Source organism: Streptomyces sp. NBC_01233 (assembly GCF_035989305.1).
GTDB lineage: Bacteria > Actinomycetota > Actinomycetes > Streptomycetales > Streptomycetaceae > Streptomyces.
Genome location: NZ_CP108514.1, coordinates 8049844 through 8073181, shown reverse-complemented (window position 1 = coordinate 8073181; position 23338 = coordinate 8049844). Strand labels below are relative to the sequence as shown.

Annotated in this window: 20 protein-coding genes; 13 read left to right on the top strand and 7 right to left on the bottom strand. The window is 73.2% G+C overall.

Translation table 11 applies throughout. From position 1 onward, the window contains the following. Positions 1–69: 69 nt before the first annotated feature. The 5 genes from OG332_RS37855 to mug all read left to right on the top strand — a co-directional run bounded on the left by OG332_RS37855 (position 70) and on the right by mug (position 5331). Positions 70–1404, top strand: coding sequence for a hemolysin family protein (locus OG332_RS37855; protein WP_327417665.1), 1335 nt, complete (start codon positions 70–72; stop codon positions 1402–1404). Further along, the gene (locus tag OG332_RS37850; protein ID WP_327417664.1) at positions 1401–2426 is read left to right on the top strand and encodes a hemolysin family protein; all 1026 of its coding nucleotides are present in this window, start codon (positions 1401–1403) and stop codon (positions 2424–2426) included. The genes OG332_RS37855 and OG332_RS37850 overlap by 4 nt, the downstream gene beginning before the upstream one ends. A gap of 66 nt (positions 2427–2492) precedes the next feature. Then, positions 2493–3275: an SGNH/GDSL hydrolase family protein gene (locus OG332_RS37845; protein WP_327417663.1), complete on the top strand. Its 783-nt coding sequence runs from the start codon at positions 2493–2495 to the stop codon at positions 3273–3275. Between the two features lie 71 nt (positions 3276–3346). Beyond that, complete coding sequence (gene purB / locus OG332_RS37840; RefSeq protein WP_327417662.1) at positions 3347–4780, top strand: adenylosuccinate lyase; 1434 nt, start codon at positions 3347–3349, stop codon at positions 4778–4780. Beyond that, a complete protein-coding gene (mug, locus tag OG332_RS37835; RefSeq protein ID WP_327419494.1) occupies positions 4777–5331 on the top strand; it encodes a G/U mismatch-specific DNA glycosylase in 555 nt (184 codons plus the stop codon). Before purB ends, mug begins: the two co-directional genes overlap by 4 nt. On the opposite strand, the gene OG332_RS37830 is transcribed toward mug, so the two are convergent. Genes OG332_RS37830 through OG332_RS37820 form a run of 3 tightly spaced genes read right to left on the bottom strand, consistent with a single transcriptional unit; the run spans position 5328 to position 7508 of the window. Continuing rightward, positions 5328–5765, bottom strand: a complete 438-nt coding sequence (locus tag OG332_RS37830) for a hypothetical protein (protein WP_327417661.1) — start codon at positions 5763–5765, stop codon at positions 5328–5330. The genes mug and OG332_RS37830 overlap by 4 nt on opposite strands. Before the next feature lie 40 nt (positions 5766–5805). Next, positions 5806–6555 carry an ABC transporter permease subunit gene (locus tag OG332_RS37825; protein ID WP_327417660.1) on the bottom strand — a complete coding sequence of 250 codons (750 nt, stop codon included), beginning with the start codon at positions 6553–6555 and terminating at the stop codon, positions 5806–5808. A 41-nt stretch (positions 6556–6596) separates the two neighbouring features. Then, entirely contained in the window at positions 6597–7508 is a 912-nt protein-coding gene (locus OG332_RS37820; protein ID WP_327417659.1) for an ABC transporter ATP-binding protein, read from the bottom strand. Between the two features lie 108 nt (positions 7509–7616). Here OG332_RS37820 and OG332_RS37815 point away from each other — a divergent pair, with 108 nt between their 5' ends. From OG332_RS37815 to OG332_RS37805, 3 genes are all read left to right on the top strand, one after another. Beyond that, positions 7617–8792: a sensor histidine kinase gene (locus OG332_RS37815; protein ID WP_327417658.1), complete on the top strand. Its 1176-nt coding sequence runs from the start codon at positions 7617–7619 to the stop codon at positions 8790–8792. A 4-nt stretch (positions 8793–8796) separates the two neighbouring features. Next, positions 8797–9447, top strand: coding sequence for a response regulator transcription factor (locus OG332_RS37810; RefSeq protein ID WP_319722585.1), 651 nt, complete (start codon positions 8797–8799; stop codon positions 9445–9447). Between the two features lie 99 nt (positions 9448–9546). Continuing rightward, entirely contained in the window at positions 9547–10701 is a 1155-nt protein-coding gene (locus OG332_RS37805) for an ROK family transcriptional regulator (RefSeq protein ID WP_327417657.1), read from the top strand. A gap of 54 nt (positions 10702–10755) precedes the next feature. Here OG332_RS37805 and OG332_RS37800 read toward each other — a convergent pair whose 3' ends face one another. Continuing rightward, positions 10756–11526, bottom strand: coding sequence for a GntR family transcriptional regulator (locus OG332_RS37800; RefSeq protein WP_327417656.1), 771 nt, complete (start codon positions 11524–11526; stop codon positions 10756–10758). 288 nt (positions 11527–11814) lie between these two features. Between OG332_RS37800 and OG332_RS37795 the strand changes: the two genes are divergently transcribed. The 4 genes from OG332_RS37795 to OG332_RS37780 all read left to right on the top strand — a co-directional run bounded on the left by OG332_RS37795 (position 11815) and on the right by OG332_RS37780 (position 18005). After that, positions 11815–12666, top strand: coding sequence for an alpha/beta fold hydrolase (locus OG332_RS37795; RefSeq protein WP_327417655.1), 852 nt, complete (start codon positions 11815–11817; stop codon positions 12664–12666). A gap of 123 nt (positions 12667–12789) precedes the next feature. Further along, positions 12790–14349: an alkaline phosphatase D family protein gene (locus tag OG332_RS37790; protein WP_327419493.1), complete on the top strand. Its 1560-nt coding sequence runs from the start codon at positions 12790–12792 to the stop codon at positions 14347–14349. Between the two features lie 213 nt (positions 14350–14562). Then, a complete protein-coding gene (locus tag OG332_RS37785) occupies positions 14563–16029 on the top strand; it encodes a GNAT family N-acetyltransferase (RefSeq protein ID WP_327417654.1) in 1467 nt (488 codons plus the stop codon). Between the two features lie 272 nt (positions 16030–16301). Beyond that, positions 16302–18005 (top strand): DUF885 domain-containing protein, encoded by a 1704-nt coding sequence (locus OG332_RS37780; protein WP_327417653.1) that lies wholly within the window; start codon positions 16302–16304, stop codon positions 18003–18005. Positions 18006–18091: 86 nt separating this feature from the next. Here the strand turns inward: OG332_RS37780 and OG332_RS37775 are convergent, their stop codons facing one another. After that, positions 18092–18610 carry a rhodanese-like domain-containing protein gene (locus OG332_RS37775; RefSeq protein ID WP_327417652.1) on the bottom strand — a complete coding sequence of 173 codons (519 nt, stop codon included), beginning with the start codon at positions 18608–18610 and terminating at the stop codon, positions 18092–18094. 94 nt (positions 18611–18704) lie between these two features. Here OG332_RS37775 and OG332_RS37770 point away from each other — a divergent pair, with 94 nt between their 5' ends. Beyond that, positions 18705–19151, top strand: coding sequence for an Lrp/AsnC family transcriptional regulator (locus OG332_RS37770; RefSeq protein ID WP_030008650.1), 447 nt, complete (start codon positions 18705–18707; stop codon positions 19149–19151). Here OG332_RS37770 and OG332_RS37765 read toward each other — a convergent pair. After that, positions 19141–22152: an SMC family ATPase gene (locus OG332_RS37765; RefSeq protein WP_327417651.1), complete on the bottom strand. Its 3012-nt coding sequence runs from the start codon at positions 22150–22152 to the stop codon at positions 19141–19143. The two genes, OG332_RS37770 and OG332_RS37765, sit on opposite strands and share 11 nt — an antisense overlap. Further along, entirely contained in the window at positions 22149–23318 is a 1170-nt protein-coding gene (locus tag OG332_RS37760; RefSeq protein WP_327417650.1) for an exonuclease SbcCD subunit D, read from the bottom strand. Before OG332_RS37760 ends, OG332_RS37765 begins: the two co-directional genes overlap by 4 nt. Between the last annotated feature and the right edge of the window lie 20 nt (positions 23319–23338).

Genomic DNA, 23338 nt, shown 5'->3' with positions numbered 1-23338 from the left:
ACATACCGCTCCGCGACATCGCGCGGTCCCCCTCCTCCTGGCCGATCATGGGACGGAGGTGATCGACCGATGACCGAGGTGCTCCTGCTCGTCGTGGCACTGCTGCTCTGCGTCGCCTGCGGGGTCTTCGTCGCGGCCGAGTTCTCGCTGACGACCGTGGAGCGCAGCGAGCTCGAACGGGCCGTCGAGCGCGGTGAGCGCGGGGCCGACAGCGCCCTGGCGGCCGTCCGCACCCTGACGTTCCAGCTCTCCGGCGCCCAGCTCGGCATCACCGTGACCGGCCTGGTCATCGGCATGATCTCCAAGCCGTCGATCTCCACCCTGCTCCAGGGCCCGTTCGAGGCGATGGGCCTGTCGGCCGGCGCCGCCGCCTCCACCGCCCTGGTCCTCGGCACCGTCGTGTCGACCGTGGTGCTGATGGTCGTCGGCGAGCTGGTCCCCAAGAACTGGGCCATCTCCTCCCCGCTGGCGATCGCCAAGCGCGTGGCGACCGCGCAGCGCGTCTTCAGCCGCACCTTCAAGCCCCTGATCAGCCACCTCAACACCACCGCGAACCACATGGTGCGGCGCCTCGGCATGGAGCCGGCCGAGGAGCTGGCCTCCGCGCGCACCCCGCAGGAGCTGGTCGCCCTGGCGCGGCACTCCGCGAAGGAGGGTGCCCTGGAGAAGGACACCGCCGAGCTGTTCGTGCGGACCTTGAACCTGGCCGACCTGACCGCGGAGAACGTGATGACCCCGCGCGTCCAGGTCACCGCTCTCGACGTGCGGACCACCGCCGAGGACGTGGCGAACGCGACGCTCGCCACCGGCCTGTCCCGCTTCCCGGTCTACCGGGGAAGCCTCGACACCGTCGTCGGCACCGTCCACATCAAGGACGTACTCGCCCTGCCCGCCGAGGAGCGGCGCCGCCGTCCGGTGTCGCAGCTGCTGCGCGAGCCCCTCCTCGTACCGGAGTCGCTGACCGTGGACCGGCTGCTGGACCGGCTCTCCGGCAAGCAGACGATGGCCGTGGTCATCGACGAGTACGGCGGCACGGCCGGTGTGGCCACGCTGGAGGACATCGTCGAGGAGGTCGTCGGCGAGGTCCGCGACGAGCACGACCCGCACGAGACCCCGGACCTGGCCCCGGCCGGTACGGACGAGTCCGGGCGCCTCCTCTACTCCGCCGACGGCTCCGCGCGCACCGACCAGCTCCAGCGGATCGGCCTGCGCGTGCCGGACGGTCCGTACGAGACCCTGGCCGGCCTGATAGCGACCGAGCTGGGCCGGATCCCGGCCGTCGGCGACCAGATGGAACTGAACGGCTGGAAGCTCGACGTGGTGGACGCCAGCGGACGCCGGGCCGCGCGCGTGCTGCTGCACGCCCCGGCGGAGCCCGCCGACGGAACGGAGCAGGCCCGATGACCGCGATCCAGCTGTTGATCGGCTTGGCGACCCTGGTCGTCAACGCCTTCTTCGTCGGGGCGGAGTTCGCCCTGATCTCGGTCCGGCGCAGCCAGATCGAGCCGTACGCCGAGCAGGGCGACCGGCGGGCCCGCGCCGTCCTGTGGGGCCTGGAGCACGTGTCGGCGCTGATGGCGGCCGCGCAGCTGGGCATCACGCTGTGCACCCTGGTGCTGGGTGTCGTCGCCGAGCCGGCCATCGCGCACCTGCTGACCCCCCTTTTCGACCTCCTCGGGGTACCCGAGGGACTGACGCACGCGATCTCCTTCGTAGTGGCGCTGTCGCTTGCGACGTACCTGCACATGCTCTTCGGCGAGATGGTGCCGAAGAACGTGGCGCTGTCCGAGCCGGTGCGCACCGCGCTCGTGCTGGGGCCGCCGCTGGTGACCCTCACCCGGGCGCTGCGGCCCGTGATCTTCGCGATCAACGCCTTCGCCAACGCCCTGCTGCACCTGCTGCGGGTGGAGGTGAAGGACGAGATCGCGGCGAGCTTCTCGGACGACGAGCTGGCGCGGATGGTCAAGGACTCCAGTGACGCGGGTCTGCTCGACGACCGGGCGAGCGAGCGCCTGCACGACGCCCTGGAGCTGGGGCGGCGGCCGGTGACGGATGTGGTGCTGCCGGCGGACCGGGTGGTCTCGGCCCCTGTGGGCATCACTCCGACCGGTCTGGAGCGGCTGTCGGCCGAGTCCGGGTACTCCCGCTTCCCGGTGGTCGACGCGCAGGACCGGATCCTGGGCTACCTGCACGTGAAGGACGCCCTGGACGCGGTCGGGGAGGCGCGCAACGAGCCGTTCCCCGTGTCGGAGCTGCGTCCGATCGCCCAGGTACGCGCGGAGACCCCGCTGGACGACGTGCTGACCGCCATGCGGCGCAGCCGTACGCACCTGGCGGCGGTGCTCGGGGCGGAGGGCGCCATGACGGGCCTCGTGACCATGGAGGACGTACTGCGGGAGCTGTTCGGCAGGCCCGCGTCCGCCTGATCCGTCGGGGAGGTGTGGTCCCCGGCCCTGCGGGGCCGGGGTACCGCGCGGTAACATCACTCCGCCATGGAGATGAATGCCTCTTACACCAGTTTCGTCGCGGTCGGCGACTCCTTCACGGAGGGCATGTCGGACCTGCTTCCGGACGGCTCCTACCGGGGCTGGGCCGATCTGCTGGCCGCCCGCCTCGCCGCGCGCGATCCGGGCTTCCGCTACGCGAACCTGGCGGTCCGCGGGAAGCTGATCGGGCAGATCGCGCAGGACCAGGCCCCGGTGGCGGCGGCGATGGGGGCCGACGTGGTGGCCCTGGTGGGCGGGCTGAACGACGCTCTGCGCCCCAAGGTGGACATGGGCCGGGTCCGCGGCCACCTGGAGGCGGCCGTGGAAATCCTCGCGCCCTCCTGCAAGCGCCTCGTCCTCATGCGCTCCCCCGGGCGCAACGGTCCAGTGATGGAACGCTTCCGGCCCCGCATGGAGGAGCTCTTCGTCATCATCGAGGAGCTCGCCGCCCGGCACGACGCCCTGGTGGTGGACCTGTACGGGGCTTCCGTGCTCGGGGACCCGCGGATGTGGGACGTGGACCGGCTGCACCTGACGGCGGAGGGCCACCGCCGGGTGGCCGAGGCCGTCTGGCAGACCCTGGGCCTGCCCGCCGAGCAGGAATGGCGCACGGAGCTGCCCGCCGCCGCACCCCCCGGCTGGACGGTGCGCCGGGCCCAGGACCTGAGCTTCGCCCGGCAGCACCTGCTCCCCTGGATCGGCCGCCGCCTGACGGGCCGCTCCTCCGGGGACGGCCGCCCGGCCAAGCGCCCGGAGCTGCTGCCGTACGGGGACGCGCCGCTCTCGTAGCAAGCCACAATCACGAGCGGGGGCCCTACCTGCGTAAACGCACAGCGGCGGCCCAAGTAGAATCCCTCTACGTGACTGCCAAGCCCCGCATCCCCAATGTCCTGGCCGGCCGCTACGCCTCCGCGGAGCTCGCCGTCCTGTGGTCCCCCGAGTACAAGGTGACGCTGGAGCGGCGGCTGTGGCTCGCCGTGCTGCGCGCCCAGAAGGACCTCGGTATCGAGGTCCCGGACGCGGCCCTCGCCGACTACGAGCGCGTCCTGGAGACCGTCGACCTCGCCTCCATCGCCGAGCGCGAGAAGGTCACCCGGCACGACGTGAAGGCCCGCATCGAGGAGTTCAACGCCCTCGCCGGTCACGAGCACGTCCACAAGGGCATGACCTCGCGCGACCTCACCGAGAACGTAGAGCAGCTGCAGATCCGGCTCTCGCTGGAGCTGGCCCGCGACCGCACGGTGGCCGTCCTCGCCCGCCTCGGCAAGCTGGCCGGCGAGCACGCCGAGCTGGTCATGGCCGGCCGCTCCCACAACGTGGCCGCGCAGGCCACCACCCTGGGCAAGCGGTTCGCCACCGCGGCCGACGAGCTGCTCGTCGCCTACGACCGCCTGGAGAACCTCCTCGGCCGCTACCCGCTGCGCGGGATCAAGGGCCCGGTGGGCACCGCCCAGGACATGCTCGACCTGCTCGGCGGCGACGCCGCCAAGCTCGCCGACCTGGAGCAGCGGATCGCCTCCCACCTCGGCTTCGCCCAGGCCTTCACCTCGGTCGGCCAGGTATACCCGCGCTCGCTCGACTACGACGTGGTCACCGCGCTGGTGCAGCTGGCGGCCGCCCCGTCGTCGATCGCCAAGACGATCCGCCTGATGGCCGGCCACGAGCTGGTCACCGAGGGCTTCAAGCCCGGCCAGGTCGGCTCCTCGGCGATGCCGCACAAGATGAACACCCGCTCCTGCGAGCGCGTGAACGGCCTCATGGTCATCCTGCGCGGCTACGCCTCGATGACCGGCGAGCTGGCCGGCGACCAGTGGAACGAGGGCGACGTCTCCTGCTCCGTCGTCCGCCGGGTGGCCCTGCCGGACGCGTTCTTCGCCTTCGACGGCCTGCTCGAGACCTTCCTGACGGTCCTCGACGAGTTCGGCGCCTTCCCGGCCGTCGTCGCCCGCGAGCTGGACCGCTACCTGCCCTTCCTCGCGACCACCAAGGTCCTGATGGGCGCGGTGCGGGCCGGCGTCGGCCGCGAGGCCGCCCACGAGGTCATCAAGGAGCACGCGGTGGCCTCCGCGCTCGCCATGCGCGAGCAGGGCGCCGAGCGCAACGAGCTGCTGGACAAGCTGGCCGCCGACGACCGGATGCCGCTGGACCGGGCCCAGCTCGACGCCCTCATGGCCGACAAGCTGTCCTTCACCGGCGCCGCCGGTGACCAGGTCGCCGCTGTGGTCTCCCGGATCGAGGCGATCGCCAAGCAGCACCCGGAGGCCGCCGGGTACGCGCCGGGGTCGATCCTCTGACACCCGAGGAGCTGACCGCCGCCCGTGACCGCGTCCTCCCGGACGTGGTCGCGGGCGGTCTGCGTGTGCTGTTCTGCGGGATCAACCCCGGCCTCCTCTCCGCCGCGACGGGCCACCACTTCGCCCGCCCCGGCAACCGGTTCTGGCCCGTCCTGCACCTCTCGGGCTTCACCCCGCGCCGGCTGGCCCCCGCGGAGCAGGAGGAGCTGCTGACCTACCGCCTCGGCATCACCAACGTCGTCGCCCGTGCCACGGCCCGCGCCGACGAACTGAGCGCCGAGGAGTTCCGCGAGGGCGGCCGCATACTGACGGCCAAGGTGGAACTCCTGCGGCCCCAGTGGCTGGCGGTGGTCGGAGTGACGGCCTACCGCACGGCCTTCGGCGAGCGGAGGGCGCAGATCGGCCCCCAGGAGCGGACCATCGGCTCCACCCGCATCTGGGCCCTCCCCAACCCGAGCGGCCTCAACGCCCACTGGACCGCCGAGTCCATGGCCCAGGAGTACGCCCGCCTCCGCGCCGCCGCCGAGGCTCCCGAAGCCGCCGAGGGCTAGGGCGGATCGATCACCGTGACCCCTGCCATCAGCAGGTAGGGGTTCTCGGAGTCCCACTGCGCCACGTAGGCCACCAGCCACCGCTCCTCGGCCCGCCACAGGTGGACGTGGTCGGTGCTGCTGCTCAGCTCGTCCCACGGCTCCGGTATCTCCTCCCCGTCGAGCCCACGCTCCAGCAGCGACCCGAGGCTGAACACCTGCGGCTCTCCCCACCGGTCGGTCACCGCCTGGGTGAGCGCCCCGTACTCGGCACTGATCTGGTCGGTCGCCGCGATCCGCCCCGAACCGTCGTCATCCCAGAAGTGCTGCGTCCGGGCGAGCCGGATCAGATGAAAACCCGGGCCGCTGCTGCTTTCGACGGTCCGGACCGGCTCGGGCGGGAAATCCTTCGCCCTGAGCCTGTCGATCGTGTCGAGGTGCTCTGCCGTGGTCATACCGTCAGTATCCCGGCCACCACTGACAACTGGCCTGGCGTCACGCGTCCCGGCGGTGCACCGAGACCCACCCGCCGATGACCGCGGCGGCCGCCCACAGGGCCATCACGCCGAGTCCCGTCCAGTGGCCGACGAAGCCGCCGGCCTCCATCCGCATCATCATCTGGCCGGCCCGGTCCGGCAGAAGCTGAGCCACGCCCTCGGCGCTCGCACCGATGACGAAGGACACCAGCAGCACGAAGGGTATGAGCAGGCTCAGCACCACCGCCGCGCTCCGCAGGACGGCCGTCAGTCCCGCCGCGAACAGCGTCATCAGCGTCAGGTACATCCCGCAGCCGAAGACGGACCGGACCGTGCCGGGGTCACCCAGCTCCATGGCGTACGGCCCCATGAACGCCTGGCCGGCCACGAACGTGACGAAGGCGGTGATCTGCCCCAGCAGGAAGGCGAGTGCGCCCACCACGGCCATCTTCGAGAGGTAGAAGCGGGTGCGGTTCGGCACCGCGGCCAGCGAGGTGCGCAGGGCTCCGTTGTGGAACTCGGCGGACAGCGCGTTCGCTCCGAAGGCTATGGCCGCGATCTGGCCGAAGTTGATCCCGTAGTAGGCCGCGAGGAGGCGGTCGTCACCCATGCTCCCCTCTTCGGCCTGACCGATCGCCGTAGCGGTGAGCGCCTGGATACCGGCGGTGGCGACGAAGATGGCTATGTACGCCCCAACGGTGCCGCGGAGGGATCGCAGCTTGATCCATTCCGAGTGCAGGACGGGCATGGTGGGCAGAGTGGCGCTCATGGCGAAGCCTCCTGAGCGGGGAAAGGAAAAGGGAGGGAAAGTCAGCGGGTTGCGCTGAATTGGGCGTGGTCGGCTGTGAGGTCCAGGTAGGCCTGCTCCAGCGAGGCCCGGTCGTCGGAGAGTTCCAGTACGGGCACTCCTTCGCGGGCGGCCAGGCTGCCGATCTGATCGGCCCGTATGCCCTCGACGGTCCATCGCCCGTCGTCCGCAGTCACCAGCTCGAAGCCGTCACGGGCCAGCGCGGCCCGCAGCCGTACCGGGTCGGAAGTGCGCAGCCGCACCCTCGGGGTGCTGCGGGCGTCGATGAACTCCTCCATCGAGGTGTCGGCCAGCAGCCTGCCGTTGCCGAGCACGACCAGGTGGTCGGCGAACGCCGAGGTCTCCGACATCAGATGGCTGGAGACCAGGACCGTGCGTCCCTCGGCGGCGAGACCGCGCATCAGCTCGCGGATCCAGATGATGCCCTCGGGGTCGAGGCCGTTGGTCGGCTCGTCCAGCAGCAGCACCCCGGGGTCGCCCAGCAGCGACGCGGCTATGCCCAGGCGCTGGCGCATGCCGAGCGAGAAGGACTTGACCCGCCGCCCGGCGACGGAGGCTATCCCGGCCTGCTCCAGGACCTCGTCCACCCTGCGCATCGGGATCCGGTCCGCCGCGGCGAGGAAGCGGAGGTGGTTCCGGGCGGTGCGCCCGCCGTGCGCCGCCTGCGCGTCCAGCAGCGCGCCGACCTGGTGCAGCGGGTCGGGGAAGTCGGTGAACCGGCGCCCGCCGATCGTGGCCGTACCGGACGTGGCCCGGTCCAGGCCCAGCAGCAGGCGCATCGTGGTGGACTTGCCGGCGCCGTTGGGGCCGAGGAAACCGGTGACCCGTCCGGGCAGGACATCGAAGGTGAGGCCGTCCACCGCACGGTGGGTGCCGTATGCCTTGGTGAGTTCTCGGATCTCGATGCTGTTCATGGCTCAAGACTCGCCGCCGGCCCCACCTCTCTTCCTCCCCCATGCGAGGGTGCCGTCTCCCCCACGTGGGGGAGACGGTCGCGAGTCACCTCCTGTCACGATGAGGGCATGTACCGACTCCTCCGTGCCCCGCTCCAACCAGTGACCTGCTCACGCTGGTTGCACCTCTGCGTGCCCATCCTGCTGGTGGCGCTCTGGATGTTCGTAGGGCCCGAGGCGCCGTGGGTTCCGCTGCTCATCGCGATACCGCTCGGTCTGGTCCCCTGGGTACGGCTGGTCGAGGGGCTGCAGGCGCGGTTCCTGCTCACCCCGCACGACTGGGGCCGCACGGAGAGCACCATCAGTGCGGTCCCCTCCGCGCGGTGGAACGACCGGTGGCGGACCCTGCTGTGGCTGGAGGTGCGGCTCGTCCTCGCGGGGGGCGCCTGGGTCCCGACCGTGTGGCTCCCCGCCATGTCGGTCGAACTGGTCTCGATCGCACTCGGGCATCCGCTGGGAGGCGACCTCATGCTTCCCCTCGAGCCCCCGCGGTGGGCCGCCGCGCTGCTGGTGCCGGTGCCGCTGATCCTGCTCATCGCCATAGTGGTCGTGCTCGGGGAGCTGATCACCGCGATCGCCCAGCGGTTGCTGGGGCCTTCGGCGGCCGAGCGGCTCAGCGCGCTGGAAGCCCGGACCGAACAGCTTTTGGAGCGCAACCGGATCGCTCGCGAGCTGCACGACTCCATCGGGCACGCGCTGACGGTGGCGGTGGTGCAGGCGGGGGCCGCCCGGGCCGCCGGCGACCCGGAGTTCACTGACCGGGCGCTGTGCGCGATCGAGGAGACGGGCCGGGCCGCACTGGAGGATCTGGAACGGGTGCTGGGGGTCCTGCGGGAGTCCGGGCAGCCGCCGTCGCAGCGGCCGACCCTCGTGGAGGCGGACCGGCTGCTGGAGTCGGCCCGGGCCTCCGGGGCCGCGGTGGACGCGCAACTGACCGGCCCACTCGACAAGTTGCCGGGGCCGGTCACTCGGGAGGGGTACCGGATCCTCCAGGAGGCGCTCACGAACGTGCTGCGGCACTGCGGTCCGGTACCCGTACGGGTGCGGATCGAGATGGCCGGGGACCGGCTGGACCTGGAGGTGTCGAACCCGCTGCCGGACGGGCCGGCCCTGATGCAGCGCAGCGGGAGCGGGCTGCGCGGGATGCGGGAGCGGGCCGCACTGCTCGGCGGGGAGGCCGAGACCGGTCCGCACGAGGGCAGTTGGAGGGTGCGCGCCCGGCTTCCGCTGGAGCGAATACGCTGACCGGATGCCGGTTACCGTACTGCTCGTCGATGACGAACCCCTCGTGCGCGCGGGTCTGCGCGCCGTCCTGGACTCCCAGCCCGACATCGAGGTGGTGGGTGAGGCCGCGGACGGGGCCTCGGTGGTCCCGCTCGTCCGCCAACTGAGGCCGGACGTGGTGGCGATGGACGTGCGGATGCCGCTGCTCGACGGGATCGAGGCGACCCGTGCGGTCCTGCGCTCGGTGGACTCCCCGCCGAAGATCCTCGTGGTCACCACCTTCGAGAACGACGAGTACGTCTACCAGGCGCTGCGGGCCGGAGCGGACGGGTTCCTGCTGAAACGGGCCCGGCCTTCGGAGATCGTGCACGCGGTACGGCTGGTGGCGGAGGGCGAGACGCTGCTCTTCCCGGCCGCCGTGCGGTCCCTGGCCGCGGAGTACGGGAACCGGCAGGCACGGGCCGCGCTGGAGCGGGCCGCGCTGACCGAGCGGGAGGAGGCGGTGCTGCGGCTCATGGCCCGGGGGCTCACCAACGTGGAGATCGCGGCCGACCTGATCATCGGCACGGAGACGGTCAAGTCCCACGTCAGCGCGATCCTGGCGAAGCTGGGGGCGCGGGACCGCACCCAGGCGGTGATCACGGCGTACGAGTCGGGGTTCGTCTCGCCGGCCTGAGGAAAGGCTGATTGCGGCCGATGGGGGGCCGTTTCTCGCCGCAGCACCGGGCGCGCAGTACGATCCGGCTGACAAGCTCGCTAGCTGGGAGGACACACGTTGGGGCAGCTGACCGGCGGGGACCCCTCTCTGCTCCGGCGGATCAATTCCGCCGTCGTGCTGCGCGCGCTGCGCACGGCCGGATCGCCGACCCTCACCGACCTCACGCGGCTGACCGGACTCTCCCGGCCGACCGTCGAGGGTGTCGTGGAGGGGCTGATCGGGACCGGGCTCGTCGTCGAGGCCGAAGCAGAGGAAGGCGCGCGTCGCCAGGGTCGACCGGCGAGGCGGTTCCGGTTCCGGGCCGAGGCAGGGCACCTGCTGGGCATCGAGATCGGCTCGCACCGGATCGCAGTGCTGCTGTCCGGGCTGGACGGCCGCGTCATCGGCGCCGGCACCAAGGACGTTGCCGAGGACGCGTCCGCGGACGAACGGCTGGAGCGGGTACGGGCGGCCGTCGCCGATCTGCTGCGCCGCGCCGGAGTGCCGCGGGACTCCCTGCGGGCGGTCGGGGTCGGCAGCCCCGGGATCGTGGAGGCGGACGGCACGGTCCGCCTCGGCACGGCGCTGCCCGGCTGGACCGGGCTGCCGCTCGGGGAGCGGCTGCGCCGCTCGTTCCGCTGCCCGGTGCAGGTGGAGAACGACGCCAACGCGGCGGCGGTCGCCGAGCACTGGAAGGGCGCCGCGCGGGACACCGGCGACATGGTGTTCGTGATGGCCGGACTCAGTCCCGGCGCCGGCTCGCTGATCGGCGGGCGGCTCCACCGGGGCTTCGGCGGCGCGGCCGGCGAGATCGGCGCCCTGCACCTGCTGGGCCGCGAGGTCACGCCCGAGCGGCTGCTCTCGACCACCGGTGAGCCGCTGCACCCCCTGGACGAACCCGCCGTAGCCGAGGTCTTCGCGATGGCCAAGCGGGGCGACGAGCGCGCGGTGGCCGCCGTGGAGCGATTCCTGCAGCGGCTGGTCCACGACGTGGCGGCGCTGGTCCTGGCGATGGATCCGGAGCTGGTGGTCGTCGGCGGCTGGGCGGCCGGGCTGGACGGCGTACTGGAGCCCCTGCGCCAGGAGCTGGAACGCTACTGCCTGCGCCCGCCGCGGGTCGCCCTGTCCCTGCTCGGCGAGGCCGCCGTGGCGACCGGCGCCCTGCGGCTCGCGCTGGACCACGTCGAGGAGGAACTCTTCGCGGTGGAGAAGACGGTCACGGCCCGCCGCTGACCGCACCCCTGGGCCCCCGGGGCCGGCCGGGCCGTGACGGCCCGGCCCGCGGTGTCAGGAGGCGACGCGGGGTTCGTGGGTGATCTCGACGTTGCCCGAGTCGCCGAAGGTGAGGCGGCAGGTGTCTGCGCGGTAGGTGGCCACCGAGACGGCGGCCGTGCCCGCGGCGGTGAAGTAGCGGGTGGTGACCAGGAGGACGGGGGCGCCGGGCAGGCGGTCCAACTCCTTGGCGTCGTCGGCACGCGCGGAGCCGAGCTCCACCGAGCGGTCCTGGCCTTCGAGGGCGAGGCGCTGCAGCTCCCGCAGGACGGCGCGGGCACGGGCGGGTCCGGACGGGGCCTCGATCGCGGGAAGTCCGGGCACCGAGGCGACCGGCACGTAGAGCAGCTCGGCGGCGACGGCCTGGCCGTGCGTGACCCGGGTCCGGCGCACCGTGTGCACCGGCTGGTCGGCGGCGAAATCCCCACCGGTGCCGAGGAGCTTCAGCACCGCGGCCGGCGGCAGGCTCTCGGCCGCGTCCACCGGCTCCCAGCCGTCGACGCCCTCGCCGGGCCAGCTGTGCTGCGCGCTGCCGACGGCGACTCCCACGCGCGGCGGGGCGACGGTGGTGCCGACGCCGCGGCGGCGCTGCAGCCGGCCTTCGAGCTCCAGCTGCTCCAGCGCCTGGCGCAGGGTCGCGCGGGCGACGCCGAAACGGGCGGCGAGATCACGCTCGTTGGGCAGGACCTCACCGACGGCGAAGTCCTGGTCGAGCGCCTCGCTGAGGACGGTCTTGAGGTGCCAGTACTTCGGCTCCGGCGCCGTTTCGAGCTGCGTGGTCCCCACCCTGACTCCTCCTGCCGTCGCTGCACTAGCCGTGTGTTCCAGCGGCAGTTCCGCGCCTTTGTTTATTAAAGGTTCCTGCACTATCCCTGCGACGATAGGACGGTGCACCCCCTTGGTCAAGACCAATGCTCATCCCTTTGCCGGGCAGATCGGGCATATGTATCAAGCCGTTCACGGGATGTTCTCGTGTGCCCCGAAGGCTTGTAGTCAAGGGCTACCGGACGGTAATCATGGCGGTAGGCGTTACTGACAGCCTGTCTCGCACGCGTCCAACCGACGAGGAGCAGCATGACCGCCACGGTCTCCTTCACGATCGATACGCCGCTCGGCCCCCGCACCACCACCGTCGCCTACGAGCGCAAGGGCTCGGGCGAACCGCTTCTCCTGCTGCACGGCATCGGCCATCACCTCCAGGCCTGGCAGCCGGTGACCGACATCCTGGCCGCCGAGCACGAGGTGATCGCCGTCGACCTGCCGGGCTTCGGCGCCTCGGAGCCGCTGCCGCAAGGGGTTCCGTACACCCTGGGGACCGTGGCCCCCGCGCTCGGAGCGCTCTGCACGGCCCTCGGTGTCGAGCGCCCGCACGTCGCGGGCAACTCCCTCGGCGGGCTGCTCGCCCTCGAGATGGGCCGGAGCAAGCTCGTCCGCTCGGTCACCGCCCTCTCCCCCGCCGGGTTCTGGACGGAGGGCGAGCGCCGCTACGCCTTCGCCACCCTCCTCACGATGCGCGCCGGCGCTAAGGCCCTGCCCCTTCCCGCGGTGCGGCGGCTCTCGCGCAACGCCGTCGGCCGCGCCGCGCTCACCGGCACCATCTACGCCCGCCCGGCCCGCCGTTCGCCCGAGGCCGTGGTCGCCGAGACCCTGGCCCTGCGCGATGCCACCGGCTTCGAGGAGACCCTGGCCGCGGGCGGTTCCGTACGGTTCACCGACGACGTGCCCGGCCTGCCGGTCACCATCGCCTGGGGGACGCGCGACCGGCTGCTGCTGCGGCGCCAGGGCGTGCGCGCCAAGCACACCCTCCCCGGCGCCCGGCTGGTCCGGCTCCCGGGCTGCGGCCACGTCCCGATGAACGACGATCCGGCGCTCGTCTCCCGGGTGATCCTGGACACGGCCCGCAGTGCGAACCCCGTGGCCGCCTGAACGGATGAGCGGCTGACGGCTGTTCATCCGAGGTTCGCGTGGGCGACGCGGCCGGGCCGGGGTGCGGCGGCACGCTGGTCCGACCCGTCCTCGCCGGCCCCTGGAGACGCACCGATGGCATCGATGCCGCACACCCGACGGACCCTCATCGGCGGTTCCCTCGCCCTGTCCTCCGCACTGTTCGCCGCTCCGGCACTCGCCGCCCCCGCCTTCGCCCGCTCCGGCCGGCCGAAGGCGCTCTGGGGCGTCCAGTCCGGCGAGATCACCGCCCACTCGGCCACCGTCTGGACCCGTTCCGACCGCCTCGCGCGGATGTACGTCGAGACCTCCCCGAGCGAGGCGTTCCGCTACGCAGTACGCCGCCACCGCGGACCGCTGCTCGGCCCGTCGAGCGACTTCACCGGAACCACCGTCCTGCGCGACCTCCCGCCCGGGCAGCAGATCCACTACCGCGTGGTCCTGGCCGACCCCGACGACCCCCGCCGCACCGCCGATCCGGTCCACGGCACCTTCCGCACCACCCCCGTCTCCCGCCGCCACGACGTGCGCTTCCTCTGGTCCGGGGACCTGGCGGGCCAGGGCTGGGGCATCAACCCGGACCTCGGCGGCTACCGCGTCTTCGAGGAGATGCGGCTGCGCAACCCCGACTTCTTCCTCTTCAGCGGGGACACGATCTACGCCGACGGGCCGATCAAGGAGTCCGTGCCCCTGCGCGACGGCAGCCTCTGGCGCAACGTGACCACCGAGGAGAAGGCGAAGGTCGCCGAGACGCTCGCCGAGTTCCGCGGGAACTTCCGCTACAATCTGCTCGACCGCAACCTGACCGCCTTCAACGCCCAGGTCCCGGTCCTGGCCCAGTGGGACGACCACGAGGTGCGCAACAACTGGTACCCGGGCCAGCTGATCGACGACCCCCGCTACACCGTCAGGGAGGCCGACACCCTCGCCGCCCGCGCCCGCCAGGCCTTCGGCGAGTACTTCCCCGTCACCGACCTGCGCGGAGGCCGCGCCGAGGGCCGGATGTACCGGGTGATGCGGTACGGCCCGCTGCTCGACGTCTTCGTCCTCGACATGCGCACGTACCGTGGCGCCAACTCCCCCGGCCCCCAGACCGAGGACCCCATCGGCATCCTCGGCCCCGAGCAGCTGGCCTGGGTCAAGCGCGAGCTCTCCCGCTCACGGGCCACCTGGAAGGTCATCGCCGCCGACATGCCGCTCGGCATCGTCGTCCCCGACGGGACCGCGAACTTCGAGGCCGTCGCCCAGGGCGACCCTGGCGCTCCGCTGGGCCGCGAGCTCCAGATCGCCGAACTCCTGCGCCACATCAAGCGCCAGCGCATCACCGGCACCCTCTGGCTCACCGCTGACGTGCACTACACCGCCGCGAACCACTACGCGCCCGAGCGGGCGGCCTTCACCGACTTCGCGCCGTTCTGGGAGTTCGTGTCCGGCCCGATCGGCGCCGGCGGCTTCCCGGCCGGCCGGCTCGACGCCACCTTCGGCCCGGAGACGGCGTACGTACAGTCGGCCCCCTTCGCCAACATGTCGCCGTCCGAGAACCCTCCGTACTACGGCGAGGTCGACATCGACGGCGGCAGCGGAGAACTCACGGTCCGGCTGCGCCGCCAGGGCGGCGGCGTACTGTTCACCAGGACGCTCCAGCCCGGCCGCGTCGGCCAGTAGGGCGGTCACGCCTGCCGGGACGTCGCGCCAGTGGGGACGTCCCGCCGGTAGGGCCGGACCCGGGGGCTCACGCCGGTAGGGCGGGGCCCGGCGCTCACGCCCGCATTCCGGAAATGGCCCCGAAAACTGGATGAAATCGGCCAGATGGACACTTAACCAGTCGGTCACAGATCGTTCGTGATCACGCAACACCCCTGGGCCACAGTGGTGTGCATGACTGACCGTAGCCCCACCTCCGCCCAGCGTCCCCACCGCCACCACTGGCGCCGCGACCTCGTCGAACTCGCCGCACTGTTCTGCGCCGTAGCGGTCGCCGACGCCATCGCCAATCTCGTCGTGCACGGCCCGAGGGGCCCGATCCTGCTGGTCGCCTCGGCCGTCGCACTCCTGGTGACCGCGGCGTTCCACACCTGGTGGGCGCGGCGCCACAGCCATGCTCCGCCGCCGGGGAGCACAGCGCCCGGTGATCCGACGCCGCCCCCGGCCGAGGCGTCCGGCCCGACCGCCACGGCGACCGCCACCACCAGCCTGTGGCGGATGCGCACGACCGTGCGGGACGAGCCCGGTTCCCTGGCGGCCGTCTGCACCGCGCTCGCCCGCAGCGGCGTCGACATCCTGACCCTGCAGACGCATCCGCTCCCCGAGGGCGGCACGGTCGACGAGTTCCTGCTGCGCGCCCCGCAGCAGCTGCCCTCCGCCGGCCTCTCCCGCGCCATCTCCCGGGCCGGCGGCCACAGCACCTGGATCGAGCGCGCCGACGCCCACGACCTCGTCGACACCCCGACCCGGGTCCTGGGCCTGGCCACCCGCACCGCCCTCGACGCCGCCGAGCTCCCCCTCGCCCTGCGCCAGCTGCTCGGCCGCTGCACCATCCACTCGATCCCGGCGACCACCCTTTCCGGCCGGCCCAACTTCGGCGGGGACGCACCCGTCGAAGGGGTCCTGGAGGCCACCCTCATGCGGCTGCGCGACCCCTCGGGCGGCGCGATCACCGTGGAGCGGCCCTACCTGCCCTTCACTCCGACCGAGTTCGCCCGGGCCCGCGCCCTCGTCGAGCTCGACGCCCGGCTCGGCCCGCGCGTCCCGCGCAGCCAGGACGTGCTGACCCTCCCCGAGGGCAACGAGATCACGGTGCGCCGCGCCGACGGCTCCGACCAGGCGGCGGCCCGCGCCATGCACGACCGCTGCTCCGAGCGCACCCTCGGGCTGCGCTACCACGGGCCCGTCGCCGACGCCGACCGCTACCTCGGCCACCTGCTGAGCCCCCGCTTCGGCCGCACCCTCGCCGCCACCACCGCCTCCGGGAAGCTCGTCGCCCTCGGCCACCTGCTGTGGGACGGCGACGAGACCGAGGTCGCCCTGCTCATCGAGGACGACTGGCAGCGCCGCGGCATCGGCTCCGAACTGCTGCGCCGGCTCATCTCGATGGCCGTCGAGGCCGGCTGCGACAGCGTGTACGCCGTCACCCAGGCCGCCAACACCGGCATGGTCGCCGCCATGCGCGGTCTCGGTCTCCCCCTCGACTACCAGATCGAGGAGGGCACCCTGGTGATCACCGCCCGGCTCGACGCCACCCCGGTCGGCTCGCGCCTGCCCTACGAGCTCCCCCGCGACCTCGCCTACGAGCTCCCCCGCGAGCTGCCGCACGAACAGCAGGCCGCGCCGCGCCGCCTGCGCTGAGCCGCCCGCTCCGGACCGGCCCGCGGACCCGCCGCGGGCCGCCGGGCCGGATCGTCGGAAGCCCGCGCGAACCGCCCGCAACCGGACGTCCGGCAACCGGACGGAGAGTGCCCGGGCCCTCGGCCGCCCCACCCCCCGGGGCGTGAACTCGCCTGCTCGGACTGCCGGTTGATCTCCTCCGGCGCACACGGTGGGACCGGCCCCCGCCCACGTGGGCATGCTGACGGCAATCTGTGATGACGGGAGCCCGTCTCACATACGAAGATGGCCGCATGTCAGAGATCCTCCAGAACGGCAGCGCCCCCCGACTGCCCCGCCAGGTGGCCGACGCGTACGTCGACGCCCTCATCGCCCTCGACCCGGTCACGGGCACCTACCTCGGTGTCGCCGCGAGCTCCGGCAAGCTTCCGGATTTCTCGCCGGCGGGTCGCGCGGCCGTCGCCGAGCTGGCCCGCGACACGCTCGCCCGCCTCGACGCCGCCGAGGCGCTGCAGGGCGCCGACAGCGACGCCGAGCGCCGCTGCGCCCGTCTGCTGCGCGAGCGCCTCACCGCCGAGCTCGCGGTCCACGAGGCCGACGAGCACCTGTGCGCCGTCAGCAACATCCACGGCCCCCCGCACGAAGTCCGCGAGGTCTTCTCCCTGACCCCTTCCGACACCGAGGAGGACTGGGCGGCGATCGCCGAGCGGCTGCGCGCCGTCCCGGCCGCCTTCGCCGGCTACCGCGAGAGCCTCGGGCTCGGCCTGGAGCGCGGCCTGTACGGCGGCCCGCGCGCCACCACGACCATGATCGGCCAGCTCGGCACCTGGGCCGGCCAGGACGGCGCCGGAGCCGCCTTCTTCGAGGAGTTCGTCTGCGCCGGCCCGGACGCCCTGCGCCCGGAGCTGGACGCGGCGGCCGCCGGCGCCACCGCCGCCGTCGTCGAACTGCGCGACTGGATGATCACGGTGTACGCCCCGGCGGTCGAGGGCAAGCCGGACACCGTGGGCCGCGAGCGCTACGCCCGCTGGTCCCGCTACTTCAACGGCACGGACCTGGACCTGGACGAGGCGTACGCCTACGGCTGGGCGGAGTACCACCGGCTGCTCGCCGAGATGAAGACCGAGGCGGCCAAGATCCTCCCGGGCGCCGGCCCCTGGGAGGCGCTGAAGCACCTGGACGAGCACGGCACCCACATCGAGGGGGTGGACGAGGTCCAGGCCTGGCTGCAGGGCCTGATGGACGAGGCCATCGAGAACCTCGACGGCACCCACTTCGAACTCGCCGAGCGCGTCCGCAAGGTGGAGTCCCGGATCGCCCCGCCCGGCGGGCCCGCGGCCCCGTACTACTCCTCCCCCTCGGAGGACTTCTCCCGCCCGGGCCGCACCTGGCTGCCCACCATGGGCCAGACCCGCTTCCCCGTCTACGACCTGGTCTCCACCTGGTACCACGAGGGCGTGCCGGGCCACCACCTGCAGCTCGCGCAGTGGACGCACGTGGCGGACCAGCTCTCCCGCTACCAGGCCACCGTCGGCTGGGTCAGCGCGAACTGCGAGGGCTGGGCCCTGTACGCGGAGCGGCTGATGGACGAGCTGGGCTACCTCAAGGACGCCGAGCAGCGCCTGGGCTACCTGGACTGCCAGATGATGCGCGCGGCGCGGGTCATCGTGGACATCGGCATGCACCTCGGGCTGCGGATCCCGGACGACTCGCCGTTCCACCCGGGCGAGGAGTGGGCGGTCGACCTGGCGCAGGAGTTCTTCGGCCTGCACAGCGGCCGGCCGGCGGACTTCATCGAGAGCGAGCTGACCCGCTACCTGTCCATGCCGGGGCAGGCGATCGGCTACAAGCTCGGCGAGCGCGCCTGGCTGCTGGGCCGGGAGAACGCGCGCGCCGCGCGCGGCGAGTCCTTCGACCTGAAGGCCTGGCACATGGCGGCGCTGTCGCAGGGCTCGCTGGGGCTGGACGATCTGGTGGACGAGCTGTCGAAGCTCTGACGGAGCGTCTGCCGCTGCCGGTGAACGACCGACGGGCCGCTCCTTCCCCCCGGGGGATGAGCGGCCCGTCCGCGTGGACGGGCACCTCAGCAGCCGCAGTCGTCCGAGTCGGTCGGAGCAGTCAGCGGGTCGGCCTCGGCACGCTGCTGGTTGCCCTGCCAGGTCTCGACCTCGAAGCCCTCGCGGATCCAGTACTCGATGCCGCCGAGCATCTCCTTGACCTGGAAGCCGAGTTCGGCGAGGGCGAGGGCGGAGCGGGTGCCGCCGTTGCATCCGGGGCCCCAGCAGTACGTCACCACGGGGACGTTCTTGTCCAGGAGCCGCTCGGCCTGCTCCGGGATGAGGGCCGTGGGCAGGTGGACGGCTCCGGGCACGTGCGCCTGGTCCCAGGAGGGCGTGGAGCGGGAGTCGACGAGCTGGAAGCCCAGCTCGGCGCCCGTCTCGCGGTGGGCCTTGAAGGCGCTCGCGACGTCCGAGACGTCCGCGTGGAAGGCCAGGCTCGCGGCGAAGTACGCGGCGGCGGCGGCCGGGGAGGCCGGGGGCACCCGGAGCACGGGATTGGTGGTGGCGGCAGGGGCGGAGGAGGGCTTCTGCGTCGTCGTCATGGCAAGAAATCTACGATTTGTTGATCACCCTCGGAAGTGGTTATCCCCGGCCTTTTCATTGTCCGACCGGGGATTCCCCTGCTAGACCTGCACCATGACCGACTATTCCCCTGACGCCACCGACTGGCGCATCCTCGAAGCACTCCAGCGGGACGGCCGCGCCAGTTTCACCGAGCTCGCCCGCTCCGTGTCCATGTCCGCGAGCGCCGTCACCGAGCGGGTCCGCCGGCTGGAGGAGACCGGCATCATCACCGGCTACACGGCGGTGGTGGACCCGGAAAGGCTCGGCAAGTCGATCCTCGCCCTGGTGCGGCTCCGCTATCCGCACGGCAACTACAAGCCGTTCCACGACTTCCTGGAGGCCACCCCCGAGATCCTGGAGGCCCACCACGTCACGGGCGACGACTGCTTCGTCCTGAAGGTCGCGACCCGCTCGATGTCGCACCTGGAGGAGGTCACGGGCCGGATCGCGGGGCTCGGTTCGGTGACGACGAGCATCGTCTACTCCTCGCCGCTGCCCCGCAGGCCGCTCAGTCCGTGAGCGCCGCCGTCCGGTGGCGCACCACGGAACCGCCGCGCTGCTTGACGATCTCCAGCTGGGCCTGGACCCGGGTCCGCAGGTCGGCGACGTGGCTGACGATGCCGACGCTGCGGTCCCGCTCGCGCAGCGAGTCCAGGACGTCGAGCACCTCGTCCAGCGCCTGGTCGTCGAGGCTGCCGAAGCCCTCGTCGATGAAGAGGGTGTCGAGGCGCATCCCGCCCGCCTCGTCGGTGACCACGTCCGCGAGGCCGAGCGCCAGGGCGAGCGAGGCGAAGAAGGTCTCGCCGCCCGACAGGGTTGCGGTGTCCCGCTCGCTGCCGGTCCACGCGTCGACCACGTGCAGCCCGAGGCCGGAGCGGCCCCGTCCGCTCGCCCGCGCGTCGGAGTGGACCAGGGTGTAGCGGCCACCGGACATGCGCAGCAGCCGTACCGTCGCGGCGGCGGCCACCTGCTCCAGCCGGGCGGCCAGTACGTAGGCCTCCAGGCGCATCTTGCGCTCGTTGTCGGCGGAGGTGCCGGCGGTGAGTCCGGCCAGCCGGGCGACCCGGTCGTAGACCTCCCGCAGCGGGCCGAGCGCGCGCAGTTCCTGCTCGGCCTGCCGGGAGAGCCGGTCCAGCTCCGCGCAGCGCACCCGGGCCGCGTCGGCGGCCGACCCCGCCGTACGAAGCTTCGCCGCGGCCCCGGCCGCGTACGCCTCGGCCCGCTCCGGTTCGGCCGGGGGCAGTGCTGCCGCTTCGGCGGCGCCGGTTTCGCCGCGGCGGTCCGCGAGGAGGGCCTCCTCCGTCTGCCAGGCGTCCAGCCGGTGCTGGAGCGCGGTGCGCTCGTACTCGGGGAGCACCGCGTCGGCGGCGGCCTCGACGGTGTCGAAGCCGGCCTTGAAGGCGGCGTCGGCGAGCTGGTCGTCGGCCTCCTTCAGCCGGGCGGCGGTTCCCTCGGCGCGGCGCAGCGCTCCGGCGGCGCCCGAGACCATCCGGACCCGGTCCTCCAGGGTCCGGGCGCGGGCCGCGACGGTGGGCGCGCCGTCCCGGACGAGGGTCAGCTCGGCCTCCAGCGAGGCCTGTTCCCGGTCCAGGGCCTCGCGCCGCGAGGCCCTGGCCGCGGCCCGGGTCTCGGCGCCCTGGCGCTCGGCGCTGCGCGCGGCGTGCTCCCGTTCGGCGCGGGCGAGCCGTTCCCGGGCGGCGTGCAGTCCGGCGGCGGCGGAGTGGGCGGCGGCGTGCCGGGCACTCAGGTCAGAGGTCAGGGCGAGGAGTTCGTCGGCGGTGGCGTCCCCGGCGGCGGCCGCGGCCTCGGCGCGGGCCTCCCCGGCGGCGGCGAGCCGGCGGTCGACGGCGGTCCGGGCCTGCTCGGCCCGTTCGAAGAGGCCGTGGGCGGCGTCCTCGGCGGCGCGGTCCACGTGGCCGGGGGCCGGCCGGGCCGGAGCCGGGTGCTCCGCGGACCCGCACACGGTGCAGGCCTCCCCCGCCACCAGGGCCTCGGCGAGTTCGGCGGCGATCCCGCGCAGCCGGGCCTCCTTGAGCTCCAGCCAGCGCTCCCGGGCGGCGGCCGACTCCTCGCGCAGGGTGAGCAGTTCGCCCTCGGCGCGGTCCGCCTCCGCGGCGAACTCGTCCCTGCGGCGGGCGGCGTTCAGGCGTATCCGGGCGGGTTCCAGCCGGCCCGCGAGCTGCTCGGCCAGCGTCGCGGCCTGCTGGGCGGCGTCCACGCGCTCCTGCAGGGCGGTCCGGGTCGCCTCCCAGCGCTCCAGCCACTCGGCGGACTCCTGGTGCTGCTCCTCGGCGGCCCGGGACTCCCGTTCCAGGTCGGCCCGCTCGCGGCCGATCCCGGCGCTGCGCTGCTCGGCCCGGTGGGCGGCTCCGAGGGCGCCCAGGTCCTCGCGCAGCCGCCGTTCCACGGCGGCCAGTTGCTCGGTGCCCGCCTCCTTCAGCTGCGGCGGGAGCTCCGCGCGGGCGGCGGCTTCCGCGTGCGCGGCGGCGAGGTGCGCGGCGGAGGCGGCGCCGCGCAGTTCCAGGGCGGGGGCCACCAGCGCGCCGCGCCGGGCCCGGTCCAGCAGGCCGCGCACGCGCTCCCGCTCGGGCTCCGCCTCGGCGAGCAGGGCGGCCCGGCGGGCGGTCTCCGCGTGCCGGCGCTGCAACCGGTCGAGCTCGCGCGCGTCCTCGGCGGCCCGCCGGGCGGCGTGGTGCCGGCTCTCGACCGCGGCGAGTGCGTACTCGGCGACGTCCTGCCGCTCCCGGGCCGAGCACCGGGCGACGGCCGCCCAGGCACGGACCGCCGCGGCGAGCCCGGGGTCCCCCGGCTGGTGTCCGGGCAGCGGCCAGGCCCGCAGGTCGGCGCTGTCCCCGGCGGCCTGGGCGAGCCGCTGCGCGGTGTGCAGCACCTTCTCGTCGCCGGCCCGGACCTTGGCCTCGGCGGCCCGGCGGCGCTCGCCGAGCAGGGCCTCGACCGCGGCGAAGCGGCGGGTGTCGAAGAGCCTGCCGAGGAGCCGGCCGCGGGCCGCTTCGTCGGCCCGCAGGAACTTCGCGAACTCCCCCTGCGGCAGGAGCACGACCTGGCAGAACTGCTCGCGGCTCATGCCGAGGAGCTGCTCGATCTCCTCGCCGATCTCCTGGTGGGAGCGGCTGAGCGGCTGCCAGCCCTCACCTGTGTGCTCGCGGAGCCGGCTCTGGGCCTTGTCCTTGGTGGTGCCGGCGCCGCGCTTCTTGGGTCGCTCCTGTTCTGGGCGCCGGGTGATCTCCAGTCGGCGGCCGCCGGCGGTGAGTTCGAGGGTGACCTCGGTCGGGGTCCCGGCGGACGCGTGGTCGCTGCGCAGGCTGGTGCCGGGGGCCTGGCGGGGGCCGGGCACGGAGCCGTAGAGGGCGTAGCAGACTGCGTCGAGCACGGAGGTCTTCCCCGCCCCGGTGGGTCCGTGCAGCAGGAAGATCCCGGCGCCGGACAGGGCGTCGAAGTCGATCTCCTGGGGCTCGGCGAAGGGCCCGAAGGCGGTGACGGCGAGCCGGTGCAGCCTCATCGGTGGGTCTCCTGCCGGCTGTCGTCGGCCCGTACGTCGTCGAAGGCGCCCTGGAGGACGGCCCGTTCGGCCTCGTCCGCCCGGCCGCCGCCGCGCACGTGGGCGACGAAGTCCTCGGCGATCTCCTGGTCGCTGCGTCCCCGCAGCCGCTGGGCGTAGGAGGAGCCGGCCTCCTCCTCGCGGCCCTCGGGGTCGAAGGCGAGGCTGAGGGTGTGCGGGAAGCGGTCGGCGAGCCGGGCCATGGGGTCGTCGGGGCGCACCGGGTCGGTGAGGGTGGCCTCGACCCAGGCGTCCTCGTGCACCGCATACGCCGGCTCCGACAGCAGGTCGTCGAGGCGTCCGCGCAGCCGGGCGAGGGCACGCGGTACGGGGGTGTCGATCCGTTCGGCGTTGCCGATCTCCCCTTCCGCGCCCAGTTCGATCAGCCACATGGTCTTGCGGTGGTGGACTTCCGAGAAGGAGTAGGCGAGCGGGGAACCGGAATAGCGGACCCGTTCGTTGATGGTCTGGCAGCCGTGGAGGTGGCCGAGGGCGGCGTAGTCCACCCCGTCGAAGACGGAGGCGGGCACGGCCTCGACCCCGCCGACGGTGATGTCGCGCTCGCTGTCGCTGGCCTGCCCGCCGGTGACGAAGGCGTGTGCCAGGACGACGGAGCGGGTGCCGGCCGAGCGGGTGGCCAGGTCGGCCCGGATCCGGTCCATGGCCGCGCCCAGTACCGCCTCGTGGCTCACCTTCTCCGCGCGGAACTCGTCCTTGACCAGGGCCGGCTCCAGGTAGGGCAGCCCGTACAGCGCCACCTCGCCGTGTACGTCGGCCAGGAGGACGGGGTCGGCGCAGCCGGCCGGGTCGGTGCGCAGGTGGATCCCGGCCCGGCCGATCAGTCCGGCGCCGACGCCGAGCCGGCGTGCCGAGTCGTGGTTGCCGGAGATCATGACCGTGGGCACGCCGAGGTCGGCGAGCCGGTGCAGGGCCCGGTCGTACAGCTCGACGGCGGGCAGCGGGGGCACGGCCCGGTCGTAGACGTCACCGGCGACGAGGACGGCGTCGACCTCGCGCTCGCGGACGGTCTCGACGAGGTGGTCGACGAAGGCGGCCTGGGCTCCGAGCAGGTTCACCCGGTGGAAGGCCCGGCCGAGGTGCCAGTCCGAGGTGTGCAGAATCCTCAAGATATCGCTCCGACCTGCAC